We start from the raw sequence: 18,233 nt of genomic DNA on the forward strand, positions 1-18,233 counted from the left end.
GTCCTCGGCCCGACCGTCACAGAAGATTCGGAGCGGACGCCGAGACGGATTGGACACATCTGGCCAGAGCCGATCAGATCTCAGATCCGAGAGTCCCCCTCCAGGTGCAGGAGCAGGGCGTCGCGGACGAAGACGGCGCTCTCGCGCCCGCCATAGGTGGCGGCGAACCGTTCGTCATCCACGTACATGTGCGCCAGGCATTCCAGATAGCGACGCCGGTCCGCGGGGTCCTGGGACTCCATCGGGGTGCCGGGCATCTGGCGCAGCCAGGCGACCTGCTCGGCGGCCAGCGCCTGACCGCGCTCGCCCCGCGGGTCGCCGTCGTCGGCCGCGGCCTGCGTCCAGCGCGTGATGAGGTCCTCAGCCTCCCGCGTGAGCTCCACCTGCTCCTGATAGGTCTTGGACTTCCACCACTCGTCGCTGCGACGGTGCGACGCCTCACCCCAGCGCTCGATCACTTCATCTTTGTACTGCGCGTTGAAGCCGTCCATCATCGCCTCCATCCTCGGGGAGCGCCCGTCGCTGCGGGCCTCCAGGGTGTGCCGCACGGCGCGGATCTGCGCGCCGAGCCTCTCCTGCTCCGCCTCGAGCCTCTCGACGAGGCGCTCCAGACGGTGGACCTCCGTGCCGGGCTGCGCCACGGTGTCCCGGATCTCCGGCAGGGCCATCCCCAGGTCTCGCAGGACGAGGATCTGCTGAAGCCGGGCGACGGCCTCGGCGTCGTAGTGACGCCTGCCGTCCGACCCCGTACGAGTCGGCACCAGGAGCCCGATCGCGTCGTAGTGACGCAGCGTGCGGCTGCTCACCCCTGCCCGTCGGGAGAGCTCCTGGATGCTCCATTCACGGTCTGTCATGTCCATAGGCTCCACGCTAGAGGTTGACGTCACGTCAACGTCAAGGGAAGCGCCTGCGAGCAAACCTTACATCTGTAATGTTTCGTGCTACGCTGGTGATCGTCCAGCCGCCCGGGCGCCGCCCACGGCTCGACAGGACGGCCCTGTGCCCTGCGCCGCCGATCTGCCCCAGGCGGCACGAACCAAAACTGACACCGCTGCGCCCGCCGTCCCGCGCAGCGATCGAAAGGTGAGGGACGATGTCCTCGCAGCTGACCGCGAGCGTCCAGACCCAGAACTCCGCACCACGAGCCGGTGCACGCGGCTGGCTCGGACTGGCCACTCTCGTGCTCCCCGTGGTGCTCATCTCCGTCGACATGACGGTGCTCGGCTTCGCCGTCCCGCATCTGAGCGAGGACCTGGCGCCCACCAGCGGCCAGCTGCTGTGGATCGTCGACATCTACGCCTTCATGCTGGCCGGCCTGCTCATCACGATGGGCTCCCTCGGTGACAGGATCGGCCGACGCCGGCTGCTGATGATCGGCACCGCCGGCTTCGGCCTGGCCTCGGCCTTCGCCGCCTTCAGCATCAGCGCCGAGATGCTGATCGCCGCCCGTGCCCTGCTGGGCCTGGCCGGCGCGACGCTGATGCCCTCCACGCTCTCCCTGATCCGGAACCTGTTCCCGGACTCACGGCAGCGCACGCTGGCGATCGCCATCTGGGCCTCCGCCTTCTCCGCGGGTGCGGCCCTGGGACCGATCATCGGCGGAATCCTGCTGGAGCACTTCTTCTGGGGTTCGGTCTTCCTGATCAACCTGCCGGTGGTCGCCCTGATTCTGGTCGCCATGCCGTTTCTGGTCACCGAGTCTCGCGATCCGAACCCGGGGCGCCTGGACCTGATGAGCGTGCTGCTCTCCCTGACCGGCATGATCAGTGCGGTCTTCGGCGTCAAGAAGCTCGCCGAGGGACGCGTCGAGGTCCTGCCGATCGCCGCTCTGGCGGTGGGCGTCGCACTGCTGGTGATCTTCGTCCGACGCCAGCGCACCCTGGATCATCCGCTGCTGGACCTCGAGCTGTTCTCCCGGCGCCGGTTCCGCGCCGGCGTGAGCGCCAATTTCATGCTGGTCTTCGCCATGGTCGGGTCGATGTTCTTCCTGCCCCAGCTGCTGCAGCTGGGCTACGGCATGTCCCCGCTGCAGGCCTCGGTGGCCCTGGTCCCTGGCCTGGTGATCTCCGTGATCGCGAGCTTCATCGTGATCCCGATCGCCCGCGCCACCTCGTTGCGCACCGTGATCGTCGGAGGCATCCTCATCGCCGCCTCGGGCTACGCGGTGCTGATGCTCACACCGGTCGAGACCGGCTGGGGCTTCGTGATGGTCTCGTTCTTCCTCATCGGTCTGGGCGTGGGCCTGGCGGAGACCATGACCAACGACGCCGTGCTCAGCTCAGCTCCTCCGCATCGCGCCGGGGCGGCATCGGCGGTCTCGGAGACCTCCTATGAGCTCGGGGGCGCGCTCGGCGTGGCCGTGCTGGGCAGCGTGCTGGCCTCCGGCTACCGCGGCGGCATCGAGCACGTCGACGGGGTGCCCGCCGGCACCATGGACGCCGCCTCCCAGACCCTGGGGGCCGCCCACGCGGCCTCCGAGCAGCTCGGAGGCGTCGCAGGGGATGCGCTCATGGACGCCGCACGTGAGGCCTTCGTCAGCAGTGTGCACCTGACGAGCGGGATCGCGGTGGCGATCGTCGTCGCCGCAGCCGTCATGGTGTTCCTCATGCTCCGCGGCGACAGCGAGCCCGGCGCCGACAAGGCCTGAGACCCAGGCGTCCGGCCACGATGGCGGTGAACCTCATGTCACCGAGAACGACACCGGCCCCCCGGATTCGCGCGAGGCGATTCCGGGGGGCCGGTGCTTCTGATGGTTCAGCTCACCGCCGGCGCGCAGAGCGCGTCACGGTCAGAGATGAGAGCTGGGGATCAGACGGGGCGGATGTTCTCAGCCTGCAGACCCTTGGGGCCGCGAGCCGTCTCGAACTCCACCTTCTGGTTCTCCTCGAGGGTGCGGAACCCGGAGGACTGAATCGCGCTGAAGTGCGCGAACACGTCGTCCGAGCCGTCGTCGGGTGCGATGAACCCGTAACCCTTCTCAGCGTTGAACCATTTCACGGTGCCAGTGGCCATTGTGTTTCCCTTACTTTCCTACGATGCACCGAATCTCACGATGCGTTTCCCGAGCCCGACCAGGCCGGACGGGCACGGAGTTCAATGAAGGCCACGGACTATCGAGAGTCTTGCTGTCCTTACATTCAGCGGGCGCATCGATACTCGATGTAGGAGCCGTCGAAGCACCCGCACATGCTTCAGCCTACGCCATCACCACCGAAGAGTCGACAGCAACGCCATCTTCACGTGAATCTGGTCCATCCTCGTGCGGTTCGAACCGGACCATCATCGCCTTGAATCCGGGCGTATTGGACTCTCTGGCCACCAGATCCCGATGCACCAGCGCGTTGGCCTCCGGGTAATACGCGGCCACGCAGCCGCGCACGGTCGGGTAGGCGACCAGACGGAACCGCGGGGCCCGGCGCTCCTCCCCCCGGAACATGGAGACGACGTCGACCAGGTCCCGATCCGCGAATCCGCTCTCGGCGAGGTCCTCCGGGTGGATGAGGATCACCCGACGCCCCCCGGAGATGCCGCGGTACCGGTCGTCCAGCCCGTAGAAGGTGGTGTTGTACTGGTCATGGGAGCGCATGGTCTGCAGCACCAGATAGCCCTCAGGAGGCTCCAGATACTCCAGATCCCGCACGGAGAACGCGGCACGCCCGTCGGCCGTGGCGAAGCTCCGGTGGTCCCGCGGCGGATTGGGGAGCACGAAGCCGTACTTCTGCCGCACCCGTCGGTTGAAGTCCTCCGTGCCGGGGATCACCCGGGAGGCATGGTCGCGGATGACGTCGTAGTCCTCGGCCATGGCCCTCCAGTCCACCTGGTGGTCCCGGCCCAGAATCGCCTCAGCCATGCGGGCGATGATCACCGGCTCGGCCAGCAGATGGTCCGAGACCGGCTCCAGACGCCCCTGGGTGGAGCTCACCACCGACATCGAGTTCTCCACGGAGAGGATCTGTGCCCCACCGGGGTGTTTGTCATCCCGGTCGGAGCGGCCCAGGGTGGGCAGGATGATCGAGGTCCGCCCATGCACCACATGGGACCGGTTGGGCTTGGTGGAGATGTGCACGGTCAGCCCGGTGCGGCGCAGCGCCTGCGCCATCAGTGCAGTGTCCGAGTTCGCCATCGCCAGGTTCCCGCCCAGAGAGACGAAGACGTCCGCCCGCCCGGCGGCCATGGCCGTCATCGCATCGGTGGAGTCGCAGCCGTGCTCCCGCGGGGAGGTGATACCGAACTCGGCGTCCAGTGCCGCGAGGAACTCCTCCCGGGGCTTCTCCCAGATGCCGAAGGTGCGGTCCCCCTGGACGTTGGAGTGGCCGCGCACCGGGCAGGCGCCGGCGCCGGGCTTGCCGAAGTTGCCCTGGAGCAGGAGCAAGTTGACGATCTCACGGATGGTGTCCACCGAATGCGGCTGCTGCGTGATGCCCAGCGCCCAGCAGAAGATGGTGGCCTTCGAACGGGCCATCAGACCGGCGATGTGCTCGATCTCCTCCCGACTGAGCCCGGTGGCCCGCTCGGTGACCTCCCAGTCGAGCTCGGCGCGGGCCTCGCGGTACTCCTCGAACCCGGAGGTGGAGGATTCGATGAAGCTCGGGTCCAGCACCGTGCCGGGCTGCTCCTCCTCCGCCTGGATGAGCAGATGCCCCAGCGCCTGGAAGAGCGCCTGATCCCCGCCGACCTTGATCTGCAGGTACTCGTCGGAGATGCGGTCCCCGCCGCCGACCAGTCCCTGCGGCGTCTGCGGATCCTTGAACGTGAGCAGCCCCGCCTCGGGCAGCGGATTCACGGCGACGACCTTGCCGCCGTTCTTGCGGCAGTCCGCCAGGGAGCCGAGCATGCGCGGGTGGTTCGTGCCCGGGTTCTGCCCCACCACGAAGATCAGCTCGGCCTGCTCCAGGTCTTCCAGGGTGACGGTGCCCTTGCCGATCCCGATGGTCGGGCTCATCGCCGTCCCGGAGGACTCGTGGCACATGTTGGAGCAGTCCGGCAGGTTGTTCGTGCCCAGCGAGCGGGCGAGCAGCTGGTACATGAACGCGGTCTCGTTGGCGGTGCGCCCGGAGGTGTAGAAGACGCAGCGCTCCGGCGTCGTGGCCTGCACGTGCTCGGCGATGGTGCGGAAGGCCTCGCCCCAGCCGATCGGCCGATAGTGGGTCTCTCCCTCGCGGATGATCATCGGGTGCGTGATGCGCCCGGACTGACCCAGCCAGTATTCGGTCTTCTGCTCCAGCTCGGCGATGGAATGCTCGGCCCACCACTCAGGAGTGACGACCCGCTGGGTGTTCTCCTCGGCGAGCGCCTTCGCGCCGTTCTCGCAAAACTCCAGCTTCTTGCGGTGCCCGGTGGTGGACTCCGGCCAGGCGCAGCCGGGGCAGTCCACGCCGTCGGGCTGGTTGACCCGGAGGAACGACCGCGCGGTGCGGCTCATCCCTCCCTGGTGCAGACCACGCTCGAAGGAGACGGCGACGGCCTTCAGGCCGGCCGCGGCGCGTTTCGGGCCACTGACGGTGAGGTCATCCTCGTCGATGTCCTCGAACTCCACCCGGTGGCCGTGGATCTGGTCCTCGCCACCCTTCTCCGTGCGGCGGGAGGTGCCGCTGTGACGCCCATTGATGAGTCCCATGTCTCCATTCTGGCAGAAGCGCACCCGGCTGTGACACTCCTCACGGGAATCGTCGGCAGGAGGTTCATCACCCCTGGTCAGACCGTGGCTGGGGCCAGGTCGCTGAGTCGCTCCGGGTGGGTGTAGATGTTGATGCTGTCGCGTCGGGAGAAGCCCGCCAGCGTGATGCCGGCCCGTTCCGCGAGGTCCACGGCCATCGACGACGGCGCCCCCACCGCTGCGAGCAGCTCGACGCCGGCGAGCGCGGCCTTCTGGACCAGCTCGAAGGAGGCCCGTCCGGAGACCTGCAGGGCGGTGCCGACCAGCGGGAACCGGCCCTCCATCAATGCCCACCCGACCACTTTGTCCACGGCGTTGTGCCGACCGACGTCCTCACGCAGGCACAGCAACGTGCCGTCTGCGTCGAAGAGCCCGGCGGCATGGACCCCGCCGGTGCGGTCGAAGATGCGCTGACTCTCGCGCAGCGTGTCCGGCAGGGTGAGCAGGTCCCCCACGGTGAGGCTCAGCTGCGGCCCTGCCGCCGGAGCCGGAGGCAGCGCCTTCTCCACGGCGTCGATGCTGGTGGTGCCGCAGATCCCGCAAGCCGAGGTGGTGAGCACCTGACGGTGCTGGCCGATGGACAGCCGCGCGACGCGTGGATCCAGGGAGGCGTCGATGACGTTGTAGGTCTGCTGTCCGTCCGGGCCGGTGCCCGCGCAGTAGCGCAGGCCACGCAGCTCCTCGGCGACGACCACCAGCCCCTCGGAGACGAGGAACCCGGCCGCCAGCTCGAAGTCATGGCCCGGGGTGCGCATGGTCACGGTGAAGGGCTCCCCGCCGAGCCGCAGCTCCAGCGGCTCCTCCACGGCGACGACGTCCCCGCGGTTGCGGACCGCCCCGTCGCGGCCCACCCGCATGATCCGGTGTCTCTGGGTCAGCCGTCCCATCATGTGCTCCTTCTGCTGAGCGGTGTGCTTCCAGCCTGCCACGCCAGCGGCAGGACCTCCACCGTCGCGCCCGCCTCCAGCCCGCCGGGCGGGACGAGGGCGAAGGCGTCGGCAGAGGCCAGCCCGCGCATCATATGGGGCTTGTCATGTCCGACCGGGCCCACGCCGTCGTCGTGGAGCTCCACCGGCAGCAGCCGCAGGCCGCGCCGAGCACCCTCCAAAGGCTGCGAGGAGGTGCTGCGAGGCAGGCCGACGGCGGCCTCGGCGGGCACCCCGCGCAGCGCGTCGAGAGCCACCTGGCCGAGGGCGGCGAGAGCAGCGAAGCCGGCCAGCGGGTTGCCGGGCAGACCCAGCACGAGCGTGCCGCCGACCCGGGCGAGGACTGCGGGATGGCCGGGGCGCATGTCCACCGAGTCCACCAGCGGCTCCGCTCCGAGGTCCTGCAGCGCCGCCCGCAGCGCGTCAGCCTCGGAGCGGGCGGTGCCACCGGTGGTGAGCACCAGCCCCACACCGTCAGCGATCGCCTCCCGCAGCCGCCGGGTGAGCGCCGAGGCGTCGTCACCCACCCGATGCACTCCCGCCATGCGCCCGCCCATGGCGGCGACGGCGGCGGGAACGGAGATCTCGAAGGCGTCTCGGACCTGGCCGGGGCCCGGCAGCCCAGAGGTGATGACCTCCTCCCCGGTGCAGATCAGTCGCACGCGCGGGAGGGGGTGGATGAGGACGGTGTCGTGACCGGCGACGGCGGCCATCGCGGCACGCGCAGGGGTCAGCCGCTCACCGGAGCTCAGCAGGACCTCTCCGTCGGCGGCTTCCGAGCCGGACGGGCGCAGATGGCGGCCGGGTTCGACGTCCTCGCTGCCAGGGTCGGCGTGCAGCAGCCTGTGCCCGTCGCTGCCCTGGTCCAGTCGGGCGTGTTCGCTGCGCAGCACCGAAGTGGTGCCCGCGGGGATCGGTGAACCGGTGACGACCGCGACCGCCTCTCCATCCTCGAGGGCGGGGCGCGGGTCGACAGGGCTCAGCGCAGTCCGTTCGCTTGACCCAGGGCCCGAGGGCGCTTCGTCGTGGGGGCGCCAGGGGCCTTCGCCGCGGATCGCCCAGCCGTCCATGGCGGAGGTCGCCGCATGCGGGATCGACTGCAGTGCGTGCACCGGCGCCGCCAGCAGGGCGCCATGTGCCGCGTCCAGCGGCGTGTCGACGCCTGGTCCACACAGCGCGGCGGCGGCCTCGGCCGCGCGGCGGCGAGCGTCGGAGAGCGGGGTGAGGCTCATCAGCCCTCGGCGCGGGCGCGACGCTCCAGCAGATTCTCGGCCACACGGGTGGCCGCGCGGGATGCGCGGGTGAAGTCAGCCTGTCCTGAGCCCTCGGCCAGGCCGGTGACGTATCCGATGAGGAAGGTCGTCACCGGGGCCGCAGGGCGGACCACGGTGTGCGCGGCCGTGCCCGCCAGGCTCAGCACGGCGTCGACGTCGATCTGCACTCCCTCGATCTCGAGGTGGTGGGCGAGCTCCTCGACCCACAGCTCGATGGACTCTCGGGTGATCTCCTGCTCGGATCGTTCAGCCATGGCCTCAGCATCTCACAGGCGCAGCTCCGGATCGGTGCCCGCCGGCGGAAGAGACACCCCATGGCGGCGGGCGTCCACCGCGGTGTCCACGTCGACGCCGAGCCCCTCCGGCAGGAGCGGCCTCACCACGGTTCCGGCGCCGGGAGCCTCCATCCCTTCGAGCAGCCAGCGGACGGGTCGCCCGACCTCCTCCCCCGGGACCAGGGAGAGCACCCGGCGACGCAGCGGCTCTGCCTCCACAGCGGCGGTGAGCATCTGCTCCCGACCCTCCTGGTCCTGCGGGATCAGAGTCCCATCCGCAGGCAGGTGGTCAAGCAGCCAGTCCAGGACGGGGCCGGGGTCGAGGGTGTCCACGGACAGCAGCAGCACGTGCTGCGGGCGGTGTGCGTCGGGAACCGATGCCCGGGCCTCCAGGGCGCGCACCCCGGCGCAGAGCGCCGCGGCGGGTCCGGAGTAGGGCGGGTCCTCACGGACGAGGTCGACACCTTCGGGAAGACTCGCACGCAGCCGGTCCGGTCCGACGACGACGGTCTCGATGCCACGGATCTCCAGAGCATCGGCCCAGGCCGTGATCAGGGGGACGCCGAGGTGGGTGAGCAGACCCTTCTGGACGCCGCCGAGACGACTGCCACGTCCGCCGGCCAGCAGGACCGCCGCCGTCGTCGTCGCAGCATCCTCAGGCGGCATGTTCCAGGAACGGCACCCACAGTTCGTGGGGCGCGTCGAGCTCGTGGGGAAGCCAGGCGTGATGAGCCGGGGGCTGCGGGGTCGTGCCCAGAGTCCAGCCGAGCTCATCGAGGGTCCTGTCACCCTTGGTGATGTTGCAGGTGCCGCAGCAGGCCACCAGGTTTTCCCAGCTGGAGTCTCCCCCGCGCGAGCGGGGGATCACATGGTCCACGGTCCCGGCCGGCCGGGAGCAGTAGGCGCAGCGTCGCTGATCGCGGCGCAGGATGCTGCGGCGCGAGGGCGCGCTGGGACCGCGCCGGACCACGCGCACGTAACGGTGGAGGAGAATGACCGCCGGGCGGGGCACCAGCGCAGTGGGCGAGGCGATCGGCGTGCCGTCCTCAGCAAGGATGCTGGCCTTGCCATGCATGACCAGCACTGCGGCGCGGCGGGAGGACACGACACCCAGGGGCTCGTAGCCGGCGTTGAGCACCAATGAGCGCATCGCGATCCCTCCGTACGTCCTGTGGCAGTACGGATCAGCGCCGCGGGGCGCCGTTCCGCGCCTGTACAGCCCTCAATATAGACGCTGAAGCGCCCTGAGCACACCATATGACGCGAATCACACCCAGTCAGCGGCATGGAGACCGCCCCACAGCATCGCAGACGACACGAGCCGTGGCTGCGCTCCGAATGTCTCGGAGTGCAACCACGGCTCGTGTGCAGCGCGTGCTAAGTGGCGATCAGCGCAGCGTCAGGTAGTAGTTCGTGGTGTTGCCCGTACGCTCGGCGCCGTAGAGGATGGTGCCGGTGCTGGGGTTCTGCGCACCGATCATCTGGCCGTTGCCGACATAGATCGACACGTGGCCGCCGCCGTTCTGGACGACCAGGTCGCCCGGCTGCGGGTTGCTGGTCTGCGTGAACTGGCCGGAGCCGCGGATGGCCGCAGTGCTGGACGGAATGCTGTGGCCCGCCTGGGCGTATGCCCAGGAGACGAAGCCGGAGCAGTCCCAGCCGCCCGGTCCCTTGCCGCCCCACACGTAGGGGGTGCCGACGCCGGAGTAGGCCGCGGAGACGACCCCGCCCAGGGAACCGGAGGACTCGACGGGAGCCTCCTCCTGAGCGGATGCCAGCTCCACCTCGGTGGTGCTCTCCTGCGAGGGCTCCTGAGTCTCAGCCTCCTGCTGGGGGGCCGGAGCCTCCTCCTGCTGAGGAGCCTCCTCCTGCTGCTGCTCCGGCTCGGGAGCAGCCTCCGGCTGAGGCTCTGGCTCCGGCTGTGCCTGCTGCGGGCTGAGCTCGGCCACGCGGGCGGCCAGCGCAGCGTGGTCCAGGATGCCGTTGTCGTCGACGAAGGTGCCGTCAGCGAAGAGCTGCTCGAAGAGAGCCTCGGCAGAGACACCCTCCAGCTCGGCAAGCTGCTCGACCAGGCCGCGCGTGCCGGGCAGGTAGTCGCTGAGCCCGTGGCTCAGGGCGACGGACTGCGTCTCGGTCTCGGGCGTCGACTCCGGAGCGGACTCCGAGCCCACTGCCGGACGGTCGAAGCTCAGCTCGACGCTGGGCGCCGCCGTGACGGTGACGGCGGAGTTGTTGCTGGCGCGCTCGACGGCCAGGTCGGACTGGGCCACCTGCTGAGTGGTGACCTCACGACCCTGCGAGTCCGCGGCGCTTCCCACGCTGGCGTTGGCTGCGGCACCGGTGGAGACCACCAGGCCGGTCGCTGCGACGGCAACTGCTGCTCCACGGCCGAAGGTGCCGGCGTTGTGGACCACAGCTCGCGCCAGGGACGCCTGACGACGCCGGTCACGGCGCGAGACACTCGTCATGTTGTCTGTCACTTGTTGAAAACCTCTCCCTGTGTCGGCGGGGCCTGCCTGCGTAGAGTCCGAAGCCGGGGAAGCTTCATATCCAGGTCCATACATGACCGCGTGCCCCGCCCTCTGCCGTGCGGTAGTTGTCGAACGGCTCCGGTCAGCGGCAGAGATGGTTCATCTGACCAGAGGCGCACCGGGCATTCGGACAGTCGCCCGGGCACGTCACCGACCGTATAACAGATCGGTATAAATGTCACGCTCAGGTCACGATGACCGCTCGTCCGGTCACGGCAGGACCACGTCGCGGCCCCTGCCGACCCAGGTCTTCTTGAGGGAACTGCAGGTCAAAGCGCAATCGAAGGAGCACCCCGGACGATTCGGCGCAAAATCACGATCCGTGACATCTCTGCGTGATGATCCGTGACACACCCGTGATGCAGAGGGCCTCCGCGGCCTCGACGCCACACGCCCGCCGTCGGCCGAGGCGTCAGCGCAGGGTGACGAAGATGTGCTGGGCGACCTCCAGCGGGATCTCCACCTCAAGGCCCTCGATGTCGTCGTGGGACACGGTGAGCGTCGTGTACGCCTGGTCCACCTCGCCCAGCTCGACGTCGGCTCCCGGGCGCAGACCGGCCTCGAGCAGCTGCTCGAGCACCTCGGGCTCCACCTGGATGGACTCGGCGAGACGCTGCACCCTCCAGGAGGAGGGGGCGTCGCCGTCGGCGGTGCGGTCCTCCGCGGCCCGGCGCAGCGTCACCAGCTGCTGGGCGGTGGGCGCGGACCTGTGGGGGACCCCGAGCTGCTCCAGCCCGGGGATCGGGTTGCCATAGGGGGACTCGACGGGGTCATCCAGGATCTCGACCAGGCGCCGCTCCACACGCTCGCTCATCACGTGCTCCCAGCGGCAGGCCTCCTCATGGATGTAGGGCCACTCCAGCCCGATCACGTCGGAGAGCAGCCGCTCGGCCAGCCGGTGCTTGCGCATGACCCGCACGGCGAGCTCGCGGCCGCCGTCGGTCAGCTGCAGATGGCGGTCCTCGGTGAGCACCACGAGCCCGTCACGCTCCAGCCGGGCGACCGTCTGCGAGACAGTGGGGCCGGAGTGCTCGAGCCGCTCGGCGATGCGCGCACGCAGCGGGACGATGCCCTCCTCCTCCAGATCCAGGATGGTGCGCAGGTACATCTCGGTGGTGTCGATGAGATCGGTCAACGATGACTCTCTTTCCTCTGCCCGGCCGGAGGGGGAGCCCCCGCACTTGATACCGTGATGCTCGGCATCCCCACAACACCCCCAGCATAGTGGCTGCCCCTGTCACAGGTGCTGACGATGTGAGCCTGTCCACACCTGTCCTGGCCGCCGCGCGTCCCAGAAGTCGAGGAGATCCCCCATGTCCGCTGAGCGCGTGACCATCCCCGCCGAGCTGCTTCCCGCTGACGGTCGCTTCGGCGCCGGTCCGTCCAAAGTGCGTCCCGAGCAGATCGCCGCACTGTCCGCGGCCGGCCGAGACCTGCTCGGCACCTCCCACCGGCAGGCCCCGGTGAAGAACCTGGTGGGCCGGGTCCGCCAGGGGCTCGCCGAGCTGTTCCAGGCACCCGAGGAGCACGAGGTGATCCTCGGGGTCGGCGGCTCCACTGCCTTCTGGGACGTGGCCGGCTTCGGCCTGGTGGACTCCCGGGCCCAGCATCTCTCCTTCGGGGAGTTCGGCTCCAAGTTCGCCAAGGCCACCGACAGGGCCCCTCACTTGAAGCCCTCCTCGATCCTCACCGCCGAGCCCGGCACCCGACCGACCGCGCAGGCGGAGGCCGGCGTCGACGTCTACGCCTGGCCGCACAACGAGACCTCCACCGGGGTGGCCGCCCCGGTGCGCCGCGTGGACGGAGCCGACGACGGCGCCCTCGTCCTGGTCGACGGCACCTCGGCGGCCGGCGGTCTCGCCGTCGACGTCGCCGAGACCGACGCCTACTACTTCGGACCGCAGAAGAACTTCGCCTCCGACGGCGGCCTGTGGCTGGCGATCATGTCCCCGGCCGCGCTCGAGCGGGCCGAGCGGATCGCCGCGCAGCGCTGGATCCCGGACTTCCTGAGCCTGACCACCGCGATCGACAACTCCCGCAAGGACCAGACCTACAACACTCCGGCGCTGGCCACCCTGGTGACGCTGGCCGAGCAGGTCGACTGGCTCAACGGCGCCGGCGGGCTGGACTTCGCCACCGCGCGCACCGCGGACTCAGCCTCTCGGGTGTACTCCTGGGCGGAGGCGCATGAGCTGGCGACCCCGTTCGTCCAGCGCACCGAGGACCGCTCGAACGTCATCGTCACCGTGGACTTCGAGGACTCGGTGGACGCCGCCGAGGTCGCGAAGACGCTGCGCGCGAACGGCGTGGTCGACGTCGAGCCCTACCGCAAGCTGGGCCGCAACCAGCTGCGCATCGCCACGTTCGTGGCGATCGAGCCCGACGACGTGACCCGGCTGCTGCGTTCGATCGACTTCGTGCTGGAGCAGCAAGGGCGCTGAGGCTCGATCGCTGAGCTGCGGACGGAGGCGGCTCAGCCGCCGGCGGATTCGGCCGCCGCCTCCTCCGCCGCCATCTGCTTCTTCTCCTGCTCGTCCATGCGCTCGGCCCAGGGGACCCAGGCCGGAGCGAGCAGCGAGTCGTTGCCGGGCAGCAGGCCGACCTCGCAGACCGTCACCTTCTTCACGCGTGGGGCTCGGGCGACCGCCACGAACCACTCCCAGCCGTGATATCCGGGCTTGACGGCGGCGAAGCGGTGGGTGTGCAGCCGGTCCTCCTCCGCCGTGACGGAGAGGTGCTCACCGACCTGCTCGTCCGGGGCGATCTCGCGCAGCGCCTCACGGGCGAGGTCGACGGCCTCGCTGAGCACGGCATCCTTCTTCGGCATGGTGACCTCCGGAACTGTCTGAAGCGGGTGGGCTGGGTGCGGGTCAGGCGTCGAAGTCGTCGGCCACGCGGCGCAGCAGCGCAGCGATCTTCTTCGACTGGGCGGACTGCGGGTACCGGCCCTTGCGCAGGTTGCCGGTGGTGGACTCCAGCAGGTTCACCAGGTCCTGGACCACCGAAGCCATCTCCTCCGCGGGCTTACGGGTGGCACGCACCACCGAGGGAGCCTCGTCCAGGATGCGCACCGAGAGTGCCTGCTTGCCGCGGCGCCCGTCAGCGATGCCGTACTCCATCCGAGTGCCGGCCTTCACATTGGAGACGCCGGCGGGCAGCGCCGTGGAGTGCAGGAAGACCTCCTGGCCGTCGTCGGAGGTCAGAAATCCGAAGCCCTTCTCGGCGTCGAACCACTTCACTTTCCCGGTTGGCACGTTCCTCTACCTCGTCCTTGAATAGATCTGGATCTCTGGGGTCGAGCGAGATCACGACGGCGCCTGCGGCGTCTCACCCGGGGAGGCCAGGCCTCCGCAGGGTCGTCCGGCGTCCGGCGACACCCTGCGGCATCGCCTCGCGCGTCATCTCGACTGTCCTCCAGAGTACCTGGGGCACGCGGTGGAGATAGAATCGCTTCCATGTCCACCACCCCCGCACATGCGGCCGCCCGGGCCGTCCTGTTCCTGGGCGTGGCGATCACCGCCGCCGCCTTCGTGGCTCTCGCACTGATCCTCGGCCTCTACTTCGCCCAGGCCGATCCGCACCCGGCCCTGTACTTCACGGCACTGTGGGGCTTCCCGCTGGGCTTCGCGCTGATGATCGCCCACGTGCTGCAGGCGATGGGCCGCCGCCGTCGCCGCCGCGCCATCACGGCCGACTGAGGATGCCTGACGCGCAGCTCGGCCTCGCCGCCCTGGCCCGACGTCTCGCCGCCCGCGACGACGCCGACCTGGCATCCCTGTTGCAGGCCCGTCCGGACCTGGTCCACCCGGCTCCGGGGGACTTCACCGGGCTGGCGGTGCGCGCCCAGTCGGACATGAGCCTGCGGCACTGCCTGCAGCGCCTGGATGCGGGCACGCTCTCGGTGCTCGGCACGCTCGCCGCCCGACGCCCGCTGACGCTCCCCGCCGAAGCGCTGGACCCCGTCCTGGAGCGTCTTCAGCGGCTGGGGCTGATCTTCCCCGACGACGACGGCGCCTCCCCCGCCCCGCCGAGCTCCCGCAGCTTCTCCGTGCCCGGCAGCCTCCCGGGCGTGATGGCAGGGCTGCACCTCGAGCTCACCTCCCCGGTGCTGGAGCCTCCCCGGGCCTCCTCCGCGGCGATCCCTGCGTCACTGGTCCGCAACGCGGCCCTGTCCGCGGTGGCCGAGCTGCTCGCCGAGGTGGGTGACCTGCTCTCCGCCCTGGAGGCCGAGCCGGCGGCGACCCTGCGCACCGGCGGCGTGGGGATGCGCGAGCTGCGCCGGCTCACCACCGTCCGCAGCGGCGCCCAGCGGCCCGCTGATGCGGACATCGGCGAGACCGGCTGGCTGCTGGAGCTCGCCGCGGCCGCCGGCCTGGTCGAGCTCGACGTCGACGCCGACCGCTGGCGACTGACGCCGACCGCACGTCGCTGGCGACGCGCCCCGCGTCACCGGCAGCATCAGCTGCTTGTCTCCGGCTGGCTGCTGGCACCGCGATCCCCTCTGCTGCTGCGCGGCCCTCACCCCACCGCCCGGCTCGCGCCGGCGCTCACCCCGGAGCGGCAGCGCGGCGACGCACCCGCCCTGCGCGCCCGGGTGCTGGCCACCGCCGCCGAGCTCGCCGCACAGGCACCCGCCGCTCCGGCGCTGTACACCCTGGCCCTGCCCGACGACGACGAGCCCGGGCCGCAGGCCCTCACCGGTGCGCTGATCGACCGCATGACCTGGGACCGTCCGGTGCTGATCACCCGCGTCCGTGGCGTGCTGCCGCCGCTGGTCCGTGAGGCCGAACGCCTGGGGCTGTTCGCCGCCGGCACCCTCTCGGAGGCCGGAGGCCTGCTGGCCCCGCAGGAGGGGACCGGCATCGCGGCGGGTGAGGAGCCGGCGGCGCGCCGGCTGGCGCGCACCGCCGAGCATCTGGCCGATGCTCTGCCCCCGCAGGTGGACCGCATCCACGTCCAGTCCGACCTGACGGCGGTGGCGGTGGGCGCCCTGGCCCCGGAGGTCGCCGCAGGCCTGGAGGCGATCGCCGAGAAGGAGACCCGCGGCGGGGTGCCGACTTTCCGCTTCACCGCCGATTCGCTGCGCCGCGGCATCTCCGCCGGCTGGACGGCCGAACGGATCCAGCAGTTCCTGACCTCGCACAGCCTCTCCGAGGTGCCGTCCTCGCTCTCCACGCTGGTCGACGATGCCGCCCGCACCTGGTACGGGGTGACCATCGGCTCAGCCGGCAGCTGGCTGCTCGAGCGTGACCCGCAGCGTCGGGCCGAGCTGCTCGGGCACCCCGCGCTGCGCGCACTGGGGCTGCGTGAGCTCACGGCGGAAGTGCTGGTCTGCGACGTCGACGCCGAGCGGCTCGCCCGGGCACTGGGCGGCCTCGGGCTGGAGACCCGCAGCGCCGACGAGCCCGGGGCTCCCGGACCCTCGGAGCAGGCTCGCGCCTCGGCCCGGCTGGAGGACGACCTGGCCGAGGCGGCCGAGGCCTGGACCCTGCCGCAGTCCCCCTGGCAGCAGACCCCTGTGCGCACCGTCTCCGCCCAGGAGGCGGACCCGCAGCTGGTCTCCCGCACGGTGACGGGTCTCCGCTCCGGGGCCGGCTCCCGTGCCGGGGCCGCGCTGGCCGGGGGCCCGGAGGACCGCGTCGCGGGCGACGAGCTGGAAGCAGGTGCGGTGGCCGGCTCCGACGTGATGAGCCTGCTGCGTGCCGCGGTGCGGTCTCGCCACCCGGTGTGGCTGCGCCGGGTGGACGCCGAGGGCCGAGAGCACGTGCTCTCGGGGCTGCCCACGGGGCTGAACGCCGGGCGGGTGCGGCTGCGCCAGCTCGAGGGCGGGGGCGAGTCCGTGCTCCTGGTCCATCGGATCACCGCTGTGCGACTTCTGGAGAACACGAGCGACGGAGAGGAGCCCCGATGAGCGGACCGCTGATCGTCCAGTCTGACAAGACGATCCTGCTGGAGGTGGGCCATGACCAGGCCGACGCGGCCCGCCGCGCGGTGGCCGCCTTCGCGGATCTGGAGCGCGCCCCCGAGCATGTCCACACCTACCGGGTCACCCCGCTGGGCCTGTGGAACGCCCGCGCCGCCGGCATCGATGCCGAGACCGTGGTGGACACGCTCCTGGAGTTCTCGCGGTTCCCGGTGCCGCACTCTCTGCTGGTGGACATCGCCGAGACGATGAGCCGCTACGGGCGGATCCGCCTGGAGAAGGACCCCCAGCATGGGCTGGTGCTCCGTGGCCAGGACCCGGCGGTCCTCGAGGAGGTCGCGGGCGCCAAGACCGTGACTCCGCTGCTGGGCCCGCAGATCGACGAGAGCACCGTGGGAGTGCACGGCCAGGCACGCGGCGAGCTGAAGCAGGAGCTGGTCCGTCTCGGGTGGCCGGCTGAGGATCTGGCGGGGTTCGTGGACGGCACCGCCCACCCGATCGCCCTGGTGCAGGAGGACTGGGCGCTGCGCCCGTATCAGCAGGAGGCGGTGGAGAGCTTCTGGGCGTCGGGCTCGGGCGTGGTCGTGCTGCCCTGTGGAGCGGGCAAGACGCTGGTGGGAGCCGCGGTGATGGCCACCTCGGCGACCATCACGCTGATCCTGGTGAACTCCACAGTGGCCGCCCGGCAGTGGAAGGATGAGCTGCTGCGCCGCACCACTCTGCAGGAGCACGAGATCGGCGAGTACTCCGGTGACCGCAAGGAGGTCCGGCCGGTCACCATCGCGACCTACCAGGTGCTGGCGGTCAGGCGCGGTGAGCTCTACCCCCACCTGGAGCTGCTCGACGGCCACGACTGGGGCCTGATCATCTACGACGAGGTCCACCTGCTGCCTGCCCCGATCTTTCGCCGCACGGCAGACCTGCAGGCCCGCCGACGGCTGGGGCTGACCGCCACTCTGGTGCGCGAGGACGGCCGGGAGCGAGAGGTCTTCTCGCTGATCGGGCCCAAGCGCTACGACACCCCCTGGAAGCAGATGGAGGCCCAGGGGTGGATAGCACCGGCCCAGTGCGTCGAGATCCGGGTGGATCTCCCCCGGGGCGAACGGATGACCTATGCCTCGGCCACTGACCGTGAGCGGCACCGGCTGGCGGCCGGCACCGGCGCCAAGGACGACGTCGTCGCGCGCCTGGTGGCCCGGCACCGGCACCGCGGGGAGCAGATCCTGGTCATCGGGCAGTTCGTGGAGCAGCTGACGGGCCTCGGGGAACGTCTGGACGCTCCGGTGCTGACGGGGACGACGTCGACCGCGCAGCGCCAGCGCCGCTTCGACGAGTTCCGCCGCGGGGAGCTGGACGTGCTGGTGGTCTCGAAGATCGCGAACTTCTCCATCGACCTGCCGCAGGCCTCGGTGGCGATCCAGGTCTCCGGGACCTTCGGCTCCCGGCAGGAGGAGGCGCAGCGTCTGGGCAGGCTGCTGCGTCCGGGCGCGCAGGACATGGAGAAGCGGGCACACTTCTACTCGATCGTCGCCCGGGACACCGTGGACATGGACTATGCGGCCAGACGTCAGCGCTTCCTGTCCGAGCAGGGCTACGGGTACACGATCCTCGACGGCACCGATATCGTCTGAGGCGCCCTGGACCGTGA

Annotated in this window: 17 protein-coding genes; 5 read left to right on the forward strand and 12 right to left on the reverse strand. The window is 70.5% G+C overall.

Annotation, left to right across the window (positions count from 1 at the left end; all coding sequences use genetic code 11):
* Nucleotides 1–80: 80 nt before the first annotated feature.
* Nucleotides 81–854: a MerR family transcriptional regulator gene (locus HNR09_RS05120; RefSeq protein WP_179541062.1), complete on the reverse strand. Its 774-nt coding sequence runs from the start codon at nucleotides 852–854 to the stop codon at nucleotides 81–83.
* Nucleotides 855–1,093: 239 nt separating this feature from the next.
* Here HNR09_RS05120 and HNR09_RS05125 point away from each other — a divergent pair, with 239 nt between their 5' ends.
* Nucleotides 1,094–2,647: an MFS transporter gene (locus tag HNR09_RS05125; RefSeq protein ID WP_179541063.1), complete on the forward strand. Its 1,554-nt coding sequence runs from the start codon at nucleotides 1,094–1,096 to the stop codon at nucleotides 2,645–2,647.
* A 161-nt stretch (nucleotides 2,648–2,808) separates the two neighbouring features.
* Here the strand turns inward: HNR09_RS05125 and HNR09_RS05130 are convergent, their stop codons facing one another.
* From HNR09_RS05130 to HNR09_RS05170, 9 genes are all read right to left on the reverse strand, one after another.
* Entirely contained in the window at nucleotides 2,809–3,012 is a 204-nt protein-coding gene (locus HNR09_RS05130; protein WP_179541064.1) for a cold-shock protein, read from the reverse strand.
* 184 nt (nucleotides 3,013–3,196) lie between these two features.
* The gene (locus tag HNR09_RS05135; protein WP_179541065.1) at nucleotides 3,197–5,617 is read right to left on the reverse strand and encodes an FdhF/YdeP family oxidoreductase; all 2,421 of its coding nucleotides are present in this window, start codon (nucleotides 5,615–5,617) and stop codon (nucleotides 3,197–3,199) included.
* Between the two features lie 77 nt (nucleotides 5,618–5,694).
* Nucleotides 5,695–6,543 (reverse strand): formate dehydrogenase accessory sulfurtransferase FdhD, encoded by an 849-nt coding sequence (gene fdhD / locus HNR09_RS05140; RefSeq protein ID WP_179543028.1) that lies wholly within the window; start codon nucleotides 6,541–6,543, stop codon nucleotides 5,695–5,697.
* Entirely contained in the window at nucleotides 6,543–7,814 is a 1,272-nt protein-coding gene (locus HNR09_RS05145; RefSeq protein WP_179541066.1) for a molybdopterin molybdotransferase MoeA, read from the reverse strand. Before HNR09_RS05145 ends, fdhD begins: the two co-directional genes overlap by 1 nt.
* Nucleotides 7,814–8,110: a DUF6457 domain-containing protein gene (locus HNR09_RS05150; protein ID WP_179541067.1), complete on the reverse strand. Its 297-nt coding sequence runs from the start codon at nucleotides 8,108–8,110 to the stop codon at nucleotides 7,814–7,816. Before HNR09_RS05150 ends, HNR09_RS05145 begins: the two co-directional genes overlap by 1 nt.
* 12 nt (nucleotides 8,111–8,122) lie before the next feature.
* Nucleotides 8,123–8,797 (reverse strand): NTP transferase domain-containing protein, encoded by a 675-nt coding sequence (locus HNR09_RS05155; protein ID WP_179541068.1) that lies wholly within the window; start codon nucleotides 8,795–8,797, stop codon nucleotides 8,123–8,125.
* Complete coding sequence (locus HNR09_RS05160) at nucleotides 8,787–9,281, reverse strand: HNH endonuclease (protein ID WP_179541069.1); 495 nt, start codon at nucleotides 9,279–9,281, stop codon at nucleotides 8,787–8,789. Before HNR09_RS05160 ends, HNR09_RS05155 begins: the two co-directional genes overlap by 11 nt.
* Before the next feature lie 238 nt (nucleotides 9,282–9,519).
* A complete protein-coding gene (locus HNR09_RS05165; RefSeq protein ID WP_179541070.1) occupies nucleotides 9,520–10,599 on the reverse strand; it encodes a C40 family peptidase in 1,080 nt (359 codons plus the stop codon).
* Between the two features lie 475 nt (nucleotides 10,600–11,074).
* Nucleotides 11,075–11,797, reverse strand: a complete 723-nt coding sequence (locus tag HNR09_RS05170; RefSeq protein ID WP_179541071.1) for an iron-dependent transcriptional repressor DtxR — start codon at nucleotides 11,795–11,797, stop codon at nucleotides 11,075–11,077.
* 178 nt (nucleotides 11,798–11,975) lie between these two features.
* Between HNR09_RS05170 and serC the strand changes: the two genes are divergently transcribed.
* Nucleotides 11,976–13,103, forward strand: a complete 1,128-nt coding sequence (serC, locus tag HNR09_RS05175) for a phosphoserine transaminase (RefSeq protein ID WP_179541072.1) — start codon at nucleotides 11,976–11,978, stop codon at nucleotides 13,101–13,103.
* A 32-nt stretch (nucleotides 13,104–13,135) separates the two neighbouring features.
* Here serC and HNR09_RS05180 read toward each other — a convergent pair whose 3' ends face one another.
* A complete protein-coding gene (locus HNR09_RS05180; RefSeq protein ID WP_179541073.1) occupies nucleotides 13,136–13,489 on the reverse strand; it encodes a DUF3027 domain-containing protein in 354 nt (117 codons plus the stop codon).
* A gap of 43 nt (nucleotides 13,490–13,532) precedes the next feature.
* Nucleotides 13,533–13,916, reverse strand: a complete 384-nt coding sequence (locus HNR09_RS05185; RefSeq protein ID WP_179541074.1) for a cold shock domain-containing protein — start codon at nucleotides 13,914–13,916, stop codon at nucleotides 13,533–13,535.
* Between the two features lie 201 nt (nucleotides 13,917–14,117).
* On the opposite strand from HNR09_RS05185, the gene HNR09_RS05190 reads away from it, so the two are divergent.
* From HNR09_RS05190 to HNR09_RS05200, 3 genes are read left to right on the forward strand one after another with little or no spacing between them, the layout of a single operon-like run.
* Entirely contained in the window at nucleotides 14,118–14,360 is a 243-nt protein-coding gene (locus HNR09_RS05190; RefSeq protein ID WP_179541075.1) for a hypothetical protein, read from the forward strand.
* A 2-nt stretch (nucleotides 14,361–14,362) separates the two neighbouring features.
* Nucleotides 14,363–16,573, forward strand: a complete 2,211-nt coding sequence (locus HNR09_RS05195; protein WP_179541076.1) for a helicase-associated domain-containing protein — start codon at nucleotides 14,363–14,365, stop codon at nucleotides 16,571–16,573.
* The gene (locus tag HNR09_RS05200) at nucleotides 16,570–18,216 is read left to right on the forward strand and encodes a DNA repair helicase XPB (RefSeq protein ID WP_179541077.1); all 1,647 of its coding nucleotides are present in this window, start codon (nucleotides 16,570–16,572) and stop codon (nucleotides 18,214–18,216) included. Before HNR09_RS05195 ends, HNR09_RS05200 begins: the two co-directional genes overlap by 4 nt.
* Nucleotides 18,217–18,233: the final 17 nt, after the last annotated feature.

Source organism: Nesterenkonia xinjiangensis, assembly GCF_013410745.1.
GTDB lineage: Bacteria > Actinomycetota > Actinomycetes > Actinomycetales > Micrococcaceae > Nesterenkonia > Nesterenkonia xinjiangensis.